An 11,906-nucleotide genomic window follows, 5' to 3' on the forward strand; every position below is an offset into this window, starting at 1 on the left:
TTGGGGCGCGACGGCCGGGCCGATGTCTTGTGCATGATTGCTCCTGATGTTGAAGGGTGCCTCCGACCCATCGGCTCCAGCCGGCCGGAGTATCCGCCGATACCTTCCTCGAGCAATCTACGGATATTCCTTTCCTCCGTCGTCTCATCGCTTGCTGAATCCAGCCCGCCTCACAGATGCGCTTCGCATGCCGCACAACAGAAGTTGTCAGCAGGTCCATGCCCGGCAGAACCTGTCGCTGATCGGGCGGCCGCCCTCGCGTGAGCTCTTACCTGAAGTCAATGCAACGGGCCCAGCAGCCGCCGCAGACAAAGCTTGCTTCCGGACGAGGCGATAGCCGGCCCACTTCATGTCGTGTCCGTTCGGCGCACTGAACAGGAGCGAGGACTTGACGGATAAAGCAGCTTCCGACGACGCAATTGCCATCATTGGAATGAGTTGCAGGTACGCCCCGAATCTCGACTCTCCCGAGAAGTTCTGGGAGTTTCTGGCGGCCGGTAAGAGCACGGTCAGCGACATGCCGGAGAAGCGCTGGAAGGCCTACGCGTCGAGCAGTCCGCAGGCGACCGCCATCCTGCGGGACACCTCGCGCCGTGGCGCCTTCCTCGACGACATCGAAGGATTCGACGCGGACTTCTTCGGGATCACCCCCCGGGAGGCTGACTTCCTCGACCCGCAGCAGCGCTTCATGCTCGAACTCAGTTGGGAGGCACTGGCCGACGCCGGCGTCGCCCCACATACGTTGCGGAACACCGACGCGGGCGTCTACGTCGCCGCCAATTCCAACGACTACGGCCGGCGGCTCCTGGAAGACATACCCCGCACGGGCGCGTACGCGGTGAACGGCACGACGTTCTACGGCATCGCCAACCGCGTCTCGTACTTCCTCAATCTCCGCGGACCCAGCATGGCAGTCGACACAGCCTGCGCCGGATCGCTGACCGCACTGCACCTCGCCTGCCAGAGCCTGCTGTCCGGGGAGACACCGCTGGCGATCGTGGGCGGCCTCAACATCATGGCCACCCCCGCCCTGAACGTCGCCCTCGACGGAGCCGGGGCCATGGCCCCCGACGGCAGGAGCAAGGCATTCGACAAGGACGCGGACGGGTACGGCAGGGGCGAGGGCGCCGGCGTCGTGGTGCTCAAGCGCCTCTCCGACGCACGCCGCGACAACGACCCGATCCAGGCCCTCATCCGCGGCGGCGGTGTTTTCCAAGACGGGCGCTCCGAGGGCATGATGGCGCCGAACGGCGATGCACAGGAGCACATGCTGCGCCAGGCCTACGCACGGGCCGGCATCGCCCCTGACTCCGTGGACTACGTCGAGGCGCACGGCACCGGCACCCCGACAGGCGACGGCGAGGAGATCAGCGCACTCGCCAAGGTCTTCGGCGAAGGCCGGCCGCCGCAGCGGCCCTGCCTGATCGGATCGGTGAAGCCGAACGTCGGCCACGTCGAGGGCGGGTCCGGGATCACCGGCGTCATCAAGACGGTACTCGCGATGCGGCACGAACAACTGCCGCCCAGCCTCCACAATGAGCCTCACCCGGGCGTCGACTGGGACACCTGCGGGCTGCGCCTCGTCGGCCGGCTCCAGGACTGGCCCGCGGGCGGCCGGACACGGCGGGCCGGTGTCTCCAGCTACGGCGTCGGCGGAACCATCGCCCACATCATCCTGGAGGAAGCGCCCACGGCCGACGCCGAGGCGCAGTCGGCCCCGAAGCCCGGCGACACGATCTCCCGGACTCTTGCGGTCTTTCCCGTATCGGCCGCCTCGGAGGCCGGGCTGCGCGCGCTCGCCGGCTCGGTTGCCGACTGGCTGGACGCACACCAGGACGTTGCGCTGTCCGCGGTCGGACACACCCTGGCCCTGCGCCGCACACACCTGGCCCAGCGCGCTGCCGTCGTCGCGGACTCCACCGCGCAGCTCACCGCACGGATGCGTGAACTCGCCGAGGGCCGATCCGGATCCGGCACGGCCACGGCCCGGCCCGCGACAGGCCAGGGCGGCGACGTCGTCTGGACGTTCTCCGGACACGGCGCCCAGTGGCCGGGCATGGGCAAGCAGCTGCTGGCCGACGAGCCGGTGTTCTCGGCAGCCATCGACGCGCTGGCGGATGTGTACCGCGAGGAGCTCGGCTGGACCCCCCGCGAGGCGATCACCGAGGGCGGCCCGTGGACGGCAGCGCACATCCAGGCGCTGACCTTCGCCATCCAGGTGGGCCTCGCCGACGTGTGGCGAAGTCACGGCGCCGAGCCCGGCGCGATCATCGGGCATTCCGTCGGTGAGATCGCCGCCGCCGTGGTGGCAGGTGCCCTCGACCGTACGGAAGCCGCCCGATTCGCCTGCCGGCGGGCGGCTGCGCTGCAGCGCCTGGAAGGGCGTGGCGCCATGGTGATGGTCGGCCTGCCGTTCGAGGAGGCCCGGCAGCGGCTCGCCGGTCACCCCGGCGTCGAGGCCGCCATCTCGGCGGACCCGCAGGCCACGGTCCTGTCCGGGGACAAGCACGCGGTTCGCCTGATCACGAAGGAGTGGCAGGCCGACAACGTCTGGATCCGCACGGTCGACTCGGACATCGCGTTCCACAGCAGCCAGGTAGACGAGGTGACTGCTGAGGTCGAGGCCGCCGCACGCAGGCTCAGCCCCCGTCCCCCGACCACTCCCCTCTACAGCACCGCCCTGGACGACCCTCGGTCCCGAGCCGCCCGCGACGGCGACTACTGGGTGGCGAACCTGCGCCAGCCGGTCCGGTTCACCGAGGCGGTCCAGGCGGCGGCCGAGGACGGCCACCGGTTGTTCGCCGAGCTGTCCACCCATCCGGTGGTGGCGCACTCGGTCCGCGAGACCCTGCTCCACCTCGCCATCGAGGACTCGGCTGTCGTCGGGAGCCTCAGACGGGACACCGACGAGACCCGGACTCTGCTCGGCAACCTCGCCGAACTGCACTGCCACGGCGCCGCGATCGACTGGTCGCGCGAGCACGCCGGTGGCGAACTCCTCCCGCTGCCCGCCGCGGTATGGCAGCACCGGCCTTACTGGATCTTCCCGGAAGGCACCGACGACGCGGGCCTGGGCAGCGGCCACGACCCCGAGAGCCACAGCCTGCTCGGCGGCCGCATGACCGTCAGCGGCTCGCCCTCGAGGCAGGTCTGGCAGACCCGCCTCGACATGTCCACCCGCCCCTACCCGCAGAGCCATGGGCTCGTCGGAGTGGAGGTCACCCCCGCGGCGTCCATCATCAACACCTTCGCCCAAGCGGCACAGGAGGACGGTCCCTCGGCGCTGACGGACATCGTGCTGCGCACGCCGCTCGCCGTCGAGCCTCCCCGCGTCGTGCAGGTCGTACGGGAAGGAAGGTCGATCTCTCTGGCTACCCGGGTCGCCGACGACCAGGCCGATGGCCACGGGGACGACGGGAACGAATGGATCACGCACACCACGGCCTCCTTCACGCCGGGAGTCCGCCCGCCAGTCGGCCGCATCGACACGGCGGCGCTCCGCGCGCGGCTCCCCGAAGGCTCGCTGAGCCGCGCCGACGACATGTTCGGGCGCATGGGCGTCGAAGGCTATGCCTTCCCGTGGGACATGGACGAGCTCCGCTACGACGACACCGAGCAGCTCGCTGTCCTGGACATCGTGCCGCCCCCCGCGACCAGGGCCGGCAGCTGGGCCCATGTCATCGACGGAGCGCTGACGATCAGCGCCATGGTGGTGTCGCCCGGCGATGCCACGGTCCTGTGGATGTCGCGTTCCATCGAGACGGTCGTGTGGCGCGGTGAGCCGCCGGCCCGTATCACTGTGCACAGCACGCGCTCACCCCGCTCACCGCACGACACCGTCGACGTACAGGTCGCCGGGGAGGACGGGGAGATCGTCTGCGAGGTGACCGGACTGCGGTTCGCGGCCGTCGAGCACCTCGGTACCGCGGTCCTGCCGCGGGATCTGGTGCATGAAGTGGTGTGGCGTCAGCTCACCGACGAGGAGGTTGAGGGCGCCGAGGACAACGCCGTGGAACAGGTCGTCCTCATAGGCGACCGTGACACGACCGCCGTACTGGCGAAGCAACTCGAGAACGCCGCAGTGCAGTACGTACACCTGGGCACGGACCCCGACGCAGATCTGCGGCCGGAGCTCTTCACCAGGCCGGGCGCGGTCGTGGTCGTGCCCTCGCTGTGCCCGCCAAGCGAACCGCTGGAGCAGGCGACCGAACGGATCGCGTGGACCGTGGTACGCACCGTGCAGCGCGTCGCCGAACTCCAGGCGGGTACCGAGATCGCCCCCCAGCGGGTGTGGTGCCTGACCGACGGCGTTCGGACGGCCCAGGACGAACGCTCGGTCGCTCAGGGCCCGTTGTGGGGCCTCGCCCGCATCATCGCCGGAGAGCACCCCGAACTGTGGGGCGGCGTCGTCGACCTCCGCGACGGGCAGCGCGACACAGGTGCGCGGCTGCTCGACATCCTGCGGGGCGCCGCCGGCCAGGAGGACGTCATCTCGCTCACCGCGGACGGCACCGAAGTGGCGCGCCTTGCCCGGATCGAGCGGAGCGCGGACGGAACGCCACTGGAATGCTCGCCGTCGGGCACCGTCCTGATCACGGGCGGCCTCGGAGCTCTCGGCCTCGAGGTTGCCAGGTGGCTGGTCGACCGGGGCGCGCGCCGGCTCCTGCTCACCGGTCGGCGAGGGCTGCCTCCCCGGACGGACTGGGACACGGTCGACGACCCGGGAATCCGGCACCAGATCGACAGTGTGCTCGCGCTGGAAGCGCTGGGTGTGACGGTGCGCGCGCTCGCGCTCGACATCACCGACGCCGACCAGGTCGCGGCCGCTCTGGAGCCGGGCGCGCTTGGACTGCCACCGGTGACCGGCGTGGTCCATGCCGCAGGCGTCGTCAACAATGCGCTGGTCGGCAAGGTGGAGCTGGATGGCCTGCGAGAGGTGCTCGCGCCCAAGGTGGGCGGTGCGCTCGTGCTGCACCGACTCTTCCCGCCCGGCACGCTCGACTTCTTCGTACTGTTCTCCTCCTGCGGTCAGATCGCCCACCTGGCCGGGCAGGCCAGCTACGCGGCGGCCAACTCGTTCCTCGACGCGCTGGCCACGCACCGCAACTCCGGGGGGCACACAGAGACGGTCAGCCTCGGCTGGACGGCATGGCGCGGCCTCGGCCTGTCGGCAGACATTGCCACGACGATGCTCGAGGCCAACTCGCGTGGGCTGGAGGCCGTATCCGCGTCCGAGGCCTTCAGGGCGTGGGCATTCGGCGACCGTTTCCAGGCGGACTACCAGGCCATCCTGCGTGTGGTGCCGACGCCGTCGCACTCCGTGCGACTGCCGATGTTCCGTGATCTGACCGCCTCCCAGGAAACCGTGGGTGCCGCGGGCGGCCAGTCCTTCGTGACCGAACTGGCCGATCTGCCCAGGGAAGAGGTGCAGGAGCGCGTCATCGCCGACGTGCGCGAGCAGGTGGCCACTGAACTCAATCTCGAACCGTCCGCGGTCGAATTGAAGCGCCCGCTGGTCGAGCTCGGCGTCGACTCCGTCATGACCGTCGCGCTGCGGGTGCGCCTGCAGCGCCGCTTCGGACTGGACCTTCCGCCGACCATTCTGTGGGCCAGGCCGACGGTGGCCGCACTGGCCGAGCACATCATGGACAGCCTGGTGCCGCAGGACGAGGCAGAGCCGGAGGCCGTGCCCGAGGCCGCGCTCGAGGAATTCCTCGACACGGCGCCGGGCCAGGAGCCGGCGGTGCTGGCCGCGGCCGGGTAGACCCGGGTGGCGGGCAGGGGTGGTCACCCTGCCCGCCACGCCCTTGTTCCGGCACAGCACAAGCTGTCCCCTTCGGCAGAACCGGGAGCCCGGTGCGACGGGGACAGCTTGTGCGCCTTGGACACTCGGCACACCTGGATCTTGCGGGGCCAGGAGAACGGATGTCCCGTCGTCATGGAGCATTCCCCGCTGAGTTCGACGCGGACTGCGATCGCGTCGTACCAGTGGCGGCAGGAACGACGGTCATTCGAACCGGCCTCGATCAGCGGGACGGGCACACCGTCACGACGGAAGGGACGACGCTGCCCACGCGCGGGCCCCGCAGAAGGAGGCACGCGCGAGAGGTTCAGTGTGACGTCATCGAGAAGGCCGGCGCCGAGGGCGAGTCACCAAGCGCCGGCATGAGCCCGCTCAGTTCGCAGACTTCGGCGGTCGGGCGCGTAGTCGCCGACCTCACCGTGAAGGCCTGGTGGCCGCGGTGCCCTCATCGCCGGCGTACTGGGCGCAGACAGGGGCGCCCGTGCGGGGGATGACGGAACGCGCCCCTGTCTGCTGATCCGGTCGCCGTCCGCCGGGAAAGGCCGACGGCGACCGGGGCCGGTGCTGACCCCGACCGGCGTCAGGGCGGCGGTGAAACGCGGTCAGGAAAGCTTGACGGGGCTGTTGTGGTAGGCGCCGATGAACCACTCGTCACCCTGCTTGACGAGCACCCAAGTGGCCCGGATCTCCGACTCGGGAGCGACTTCGGACTCACCGGGAGCGATGACACCGCCCTGCGTGATCAGCACCGCCGATTCGGCGCCGATGAAACGGACGTCGAGCGGCTTTCCGAACACCGAAGTGCCCCTGTACGGACCGGCATAGCCCGCCGCCATGAATTCCTGGATGTCGCTGCGGCCCTTCTTGTAGACGTCACCCGGAAGTATCATGGTCCCGTCGTCGGTGAAGAGACCGGCGAATGCGGATGCGTCATTGGCGGCCCACGCCGCCATCATGCGCTGTGGAACGTTGCCCACGGCCGACTTGTCCTTGTCGGTGATCGAGACGGAGGGGCCAGCGTTCATGGTTTCTCCCATTCCAATGGAATTCCCTGCGAATCCTCTCCCCGTATCGTGGTACGGGAAGGCCGCGGCGGCATCTCTCCGGTTGCGGTGCGGAAGGGTGAAGACCGGATGGGCTCCTCGAACCGGAAGACCCGAGAGGACAGCAGACTTGCCGGCTGAACTCCAGCCCAGCCGCCAGACTTCAGGTTCAGCGGTCGACAGCGGCAAGTTCGATGACCGACATGTAGCCCGCCGGGTACACAGCGCGCACCCTGAGCCCGGCCCGTGCGGCGAGGCCGCGCATATCCGCGAGCCCGCGTTCCTTGCCGCCGTAGTAGGTGAGCATCCGCAGGTCCATCGCTGTGCTCGGCGATTCGCCGTCCGTGCCGACCGCCTCGATGACCAGCACCACGCCCTCGTCGCCCGCGGCCTGCGCGCAGCGCCGCAGAATCGCCGTGGCACTCTCGTCGTTCCAGTCGTGCAGGATGGCCGACAGCACATAGCCTCCCGCCCCCGTCGGCAACGGGTCGAAGAAGCTTCCCGTCACGACCTCAGCGCGATCGGACAACCCGTTGTCCCGGAAGGCCCGGCGCGCGGCCGCAGCCGGGCCCGGCAGGTCAATCACAGTGCCACGCAGCTTTTCGTGAGTTGTCAGCAGTGTGCTGAGCAGTCCGCCGCTGCCGCCGCCGACATCGACGACATGGCCCAGCAAGGACCAGTCGTAGACCTGGGCGATGCTGGAGTTGTCCAGGTCGATGTGATGCCCCATCAGTGTGTCGAAGGAGGACGACAGAGCGGAGTCGGCTTCGAGGTCCTCCCAGAACGACGTGCCGTAACGCAGCGGATAAGCCGCTTCACCGGTGCGTACTGAGTGGGCCAGCTCGATGAAGCTGAGGTCGCCTCGACCGACGGCGCCGTCGATGTCCAGCCATTGCCGCTTGCCCGCGACATGGTCGTCGCGCAGCTGCTCACCGAACTCTGTCAGGTTGTAGGCACCGGCTTCGTCCCTGGCGAGCAGACCGAGGGTGACCAAGTGCCGCAGCAGACGGTCCAGCGCATCCGCGTGCGTCGCGGTGGCAGCGGCGACTTCTGCAGCCGTACGCTTTCCGGCCGCGATGTGATCGGCCACACGCAGGGTGGCTGCTACACGTATCGCCATGGGCGTGGCCAGATCGGCCAGAGCCCGCAGCCCAACGCGCGGCGCCCGCTCGTCCGCCATGTGGGATCTCCCTTCGTCTACGGCGAGCATAGGCGGGCCGACACGCCCGGCTTTATTCGTAAGTGCTGAAGGCAGACACAAGTCCCGCACCCGTCTCACCTTTCGCAAGTCCTCGAAACCTTCAGGACGTTATGAAGCGCTGGACCAGGCCCCGCACGATGCCCAGCAGGGCCCCGGCATGACGTGCCAGGCCCGAAGAGGGGGATGGCCGACCGCGGACACAGGACCGGTGACGCTGAACGCAAACCTGTTCGTGCTGCGCACCGGCATCCGTCTGATCACCCACGGGCATGTACAACGCTGTTGTGAGGGGTTCTCAGTAGCCGGCTGCGGCGGCGTACGCGCGGCCCGTGCCGATGTCGGCCAATGCACTGAGCACCATCGACGGGTGCTCGACGAGGCGCTGCAGCAGATGCAGCCAATTCGGACCGTAGGTGGCGTGGATCCGGCAGGGCAGGCCGGTGGCGCGGTACCGGCGCAGCAGTTGTGGCTGTACGCCGTGCCGCATCTCCAGCTCGGCCACCCGGGGGAGAATTCCGCTCTTGTCCGCCGCGATAAGGACCTCTCGGTCCTGGGTCGCCAGACTCAGTCGCACCCCGTGGTCCACCAACTGCTCCGCGAGGCCGAGAAAGCGGTCGTCGAGCGCCGGGCCGCGGCTCAAAGCGTTGTCCGAGGGTTCCTGACAAGCGCCCTTCACCAGGCGGATCCGACGGCCGCGCTGGGCGACGGCCGCCGCGTCGGATTCGGTGCGGTGCAGCTGTGCCTGGAGGGTGATGCCCACGTTGTCGAACCCCTCGGCGAGTTCCTGGTGGACGGCCAGCACGTCGTCGACGGTGGAATGCTGGCCCATGTCCAGGATGATGTCGCTGCCCCGGGCCGCCGCGGCCGCCGCGATCCGTCCGGTGTTCTGCAGGGCCAGCTGGCGGGAGATGGCGAGGCCCACCTGGGAGAGGTCGAAGCTCAGCCGGTCGGGTGCACGTTCGTAAGTGAGCAGTGCCAGATACTCCGCCACGATCCGTTCGATCCGGGCGGGATCGTCGTCCTCGTCTCCGGCGGCCGAGAACTCGACGCTGACCTCGTAGCCCTTGTCCCGCAACGCATCGATCCGGCCGAGGAGCTCCGCTCGTTGGGGAGCGAGGACGTAGCGTCTGGCGGCGGGGGAGAACAACTCCAGCAGCTGCGGCCCGGGAGTGGCGAAGGCCCTGCGGCTCCGAGGATCCGCAGCGAGCTTACGCAGCCCCTCGGACGCTCCCTCGAACAGGGCGCGCTGGGAGAGTTCTTGGATCATGACAGCGCCTCGGCATTCTCATCGTGGGAAAAGTGGTGCGGCAGCTGGGACACCCTGCCCATCAACCTGGACCTGCAACGCGAAGCAGACGGAGGGCAGCCCTTCGTAGGTGTCGATCCCACACCGGTCGTGCCGCACCTCTCCTCCCGACTCGGCGGTGGTCTCTGGGCCTCCCCTTGCAGCTGTGCGAGGCCCAGGGACGGCGAGAGTCCGTAGGCCCGGCGCACGCCCAGGCTGTGAAAGGGGCAGTCACCAGGTACCGGGCAGCCCCGTAGCAACCAGCTGGTCGGCTATCGGCCGAGCTTCCCTGGTCTGCAGAGTGATGGTCATGCTCTCCCGCCCAGGAGTCGGAGTGCTGCAGCCCGGCATTCTTGGTTTCCAGTTACAGGCAAAAATATTGCCTCCGGGCCTCATGGTTGGCAATGCCGCAGGCTGAGCTCGGCGCGGATTGACCAAGTAGCGGTGCGACAGCACTCCGTCGGCGAGCAACGCAAACGGTGACAGCCGGCCTCTGTGCCGTCAGTCCGCGCTGCTGGTGGCCTTGTGGGCGGACCGGGACTTGAGGAGGCTTTCTGCGGCGAGCCGCCAGATCGTCGCTGCGAGGTCAATGTTGGAACTCTCCTGGGCCTGGAGGGCCAACTGCTGCAGACCCGCCATGCCTTCGTCTTCGTCGCCCTCGAGGATGCGCAGTTGGTTGTCCAGCACGTCGAGCCGGATCCGGTTCCGGTAGGACATGCGTCGCTCGGACCGGCCCAGCCTGTTGAGCATGGCTCGGGCGTCGGCGAACCTTCCCTCGTGGAACGCGAGATGAGTCTTGAGGGCGTCCAGCTCTTGCTCGATGGCGGGTGTCCAGGCAAACGGCAGGCCCGTCTGCGCGGTCTCGATGTAGCGCTGGGCCGCGTCGGTCCCGGGAGGAGACTTCTGCAGCTGCAAGTCGGCCGCGATCAGCCTCAGCCGCAGCCAGAGCTTGGGGTTTTCCCGGCCGTTGAACCGCTCGAGAGCGTGCTCGAGCTGCTGTTGCGCGGAACTGAAGTCCCCCTGACGCACCCGCACCGCCACCGCAGTCCACATGGCTTCGGCCCAGAGCGCGTCGTGGCGGCCCTCGACGAGGCGGGTGAGTTCGTCGGCGTGGTGGTGGGCGTCCGGCAGACGTCCGGCCTCGGCTTCCACGGAGACCAACACGACCAGGGCGGCCGCTCTGTCCTCGGGGGAGAGGCCGCCGTCGTGAGCCAGCCGGTGCGCGGCGGTAGCGGCATCCACGGCAGGGGTGATCTCGCCGGCGGTGCGGTGCGAGCGGGCGAGCTGGGCGAGAGCCCGGCAACGGAGTTCGGGCAGGCCGATCTCCTCGCTGAGCGCGACGAGTTCGTCGAGGAAGGCGCGTTCCGCGGAGTGCTCCCCATGGCGGCGCTTCCACTGGGACAGCAACCACAGTGCTTGCCAGCGCAGCATGGGGTCCTGGCCATGCGCGCATTCGAGGGCCTGGGCGAGGCGCTGACGTGTCTCGTGGGTATCGAGGGAGGTGGCGATTGAAAGGCATTGGGCCAGCGAGGTCGTCTGGGTCTTCTCGAACTCTTCTGGGCCGATGCCCAGTTGTGCGGCGAGGTGGGCCACGGCACGCTCGCTGGGACGCCGGGCGCCGGACTCAAGACGTGACAGGTAGCCGGTCGACATGCCGTCACCGGCGAGATCGGTCTGCGAGAGGCTGCGCTCGGTCCGCAACTGCCTGAGTCGACGGCCGAAGGATGGCTGCTCAAACACTGTTTGTTCCCACCACTTGACGGACGATCGAGAAATCGAACCGGATCATTTGCCTGCTACGTGTCACACGTCACCGGCACTGTGTGCCAGACGTTATCCAGGGAACCTCCTCCGTGGCAAACCTTCAACCCCTTCCACCTGCGTATCTCGATCGGTTGGGCCAGAACCGCACTGGTAAGCCGTCTGTGCAGGTTGGCAAAGTCATTGCCAAGCAGGGCTCTGCTGCCCTATGTTTTCTGGCGACAGGGAAGTTGGAAACCCGTTCGACCTCAGCTGCGCGAGGCCCGCGAGGATGCGGCACCGAGCCCGGACGGCGAAGACCGTCGACGATGCCCACGGGAGTGGCTTAAATGGACCGTGACCGCTCTGCCCTCGTTGCCGTCACCATTACGTCCGCCCGTCATCCCGACAACGGTGGCACCCCGGCTCCGAAGACGCCGGACCGTACGGCGCTGCCGCTGGCGTCTCAGACCGCGCGGGTGCGCGAACCGGCGGGCGACGTAGTCGAGTTCATGATCCGGGCATGGAGCAAGCTGCTTGGCTGCTCGGACCTCACCGAACACTCGGACTTCTTCGCCCGGGGCGGAGACTCGCTACTCATCACCCGCCTGATGCGTTACATCGCCATGGAGTTCGGCGTGACTACGTCGCTGCGCGACATGTCGCGACGGAACCTGGGCGACCAGGTCGCTCTGGTGCACAGTCTGCTCCCCGGGGACATAACCGACCGGGACACGTCGAGTCGCGGGGGCTCTCCCCGCCATCTGCGGCGACGTAGCATCTGAGTGAGTACTTTCGAACTCTGGCCGTGAGGTGCATACGGCCGCATGATCT

At 68.5% G+C, this 11,906-nt stretch carries 6 protein-coding genes; 2 read left to right on the top strand and 4 right to left on the bottom strand.

The features are described 5' to 3' along the window. The first annotated feature begins 349 nt into the window (after window positions 1-349). Complete coding sequence (locus C1J00_RS01735; protein ID WP_102907239.1) at window positions 350-5,764, top strand: type I polyketide synthase; 5,415 nt, start codon at window positions 350-352, stop codon at window positions 5,762-5,764. 641 nt (window positions 5,765-6,405) lie between these two features. On the opposite strand, the gene C1J00_RS01740 is transcribed toward C1J00_RS01735, so the two are convergent. From C1J00_RS01740 to C1J00_RS01755, 4 genes are all read right to left on the bottom strand, one after another. Beyond that, window positions 6,406-6,840 carry an SgcJ/EcaC family oxidoreductase gene (locus C1J00_RS01740; protein ID WP_102907240.1) on the bottom strand — a complete coding sequence of 145 codons (435 nt, stop codon included), beginning with the start codon at window positions 6,838-6,840 and terminating at the stop codon, window positions 6,406-6,408. Window positions 6,841-7,015: 175 nt separating this feature from the next. Beyond that, window positions 7,016-8,026, bottom strand: a complete 1,011-nt coding sequence (locus C1J00_RS01745) for a methyltransferase (protein WP_102907241.1) — start codon at window positions 8,024-8,026, stop codon at window positions 7,016-7,018. Window positions 8,027-8,342: 316 nt separating this feature from the next. Continuing rightward, window positions 8,343-9,314 (bottom strand): proline dehydrogenase family protein, encoded by a 972-nt coding sequence (locus tag C1J00_RS01750; RefSeq protein ID WP_102907242.1) that lies wholly within the window; start codon window positions 9,312-9,314, stop codon window positions 8,343-8,345. Window positions 9,315-9,833: 519 nt separating this feature from the next. Further along, window positions 9,834-11,072, bottom strand: coding sequence for a helix-turn-helix domain-containing protein (locus tag C1J00_RS01755; RefSeq protein WP_102907243.1), 1,239 nt, complete (start codon window positions 11,070-11,072; stop codon window positions 9,834-9,836). 350 nt (window positions 11,073-11,422) lie between these two features. Between C1J00_RS01755 and C1J00_RS01760 the strand changes: the two genes are divergently transcribed. Beyond that, window positions 11,423-11,857, top strand: a complete 435-nt coding sequence (locus C1J00_RS01760; RefSeq protein ID WP_102907244.1) for a phosphopantetheine-binding protein — start codon at window positions 11,423-11,425, stop codon at window positions 11,855-11,857. The last annotated feature ends 49 nt before the right edge of the window (window positions 11,858-11,906 follow it).

This window comes from Streptomyces cahuitamycinicus (assembly GCF_002891435.1).
GTDB lineage: Bacteria > Actinomycetota > Actinomycetes > Streptomycetales > Streptomycetaceae > Streptomyces > Streptomyces cahuitamycinicus.

Coding starts and splice junctions, on each gene's coding strand:
- C1J00_RS01760 (WP_102907244.1), top strand. CDS start 11,423: ATGGACCGTGACCGCTCTGCCCTCGTTGCCGTCACCATTACGTCCGCC.
- C1J00_RS01735 (WP_102907239.1), top strand. CDS start 350: ATGTCGTGTCCGTTCGGCGCACTGAACAGGAGCGAGGACTTGACGGAT.
- C1J00_RS01740 (WP_102907240.1), bottom strand. CDS start 6,840: ATGGGAGAAACCATGAACGCTGGCCCCTCCGTCTCGATCACCGACAAG.
- C1J00_RS01745 (WP_102907241.1), bottom strand. CDS start 8,026: ATGGCGGACGAGCGGGCGCCGCGCGTTGGGCTGCGGGCTCTGGCCGAT.
- C1J00_RS01750 (WP_102907242.1), bottom strand. CDS start 9,314: ATGATCCAAGAACTCTCCCAGCGCGCCCTGTTCGAGGGAGCGTCCGAG.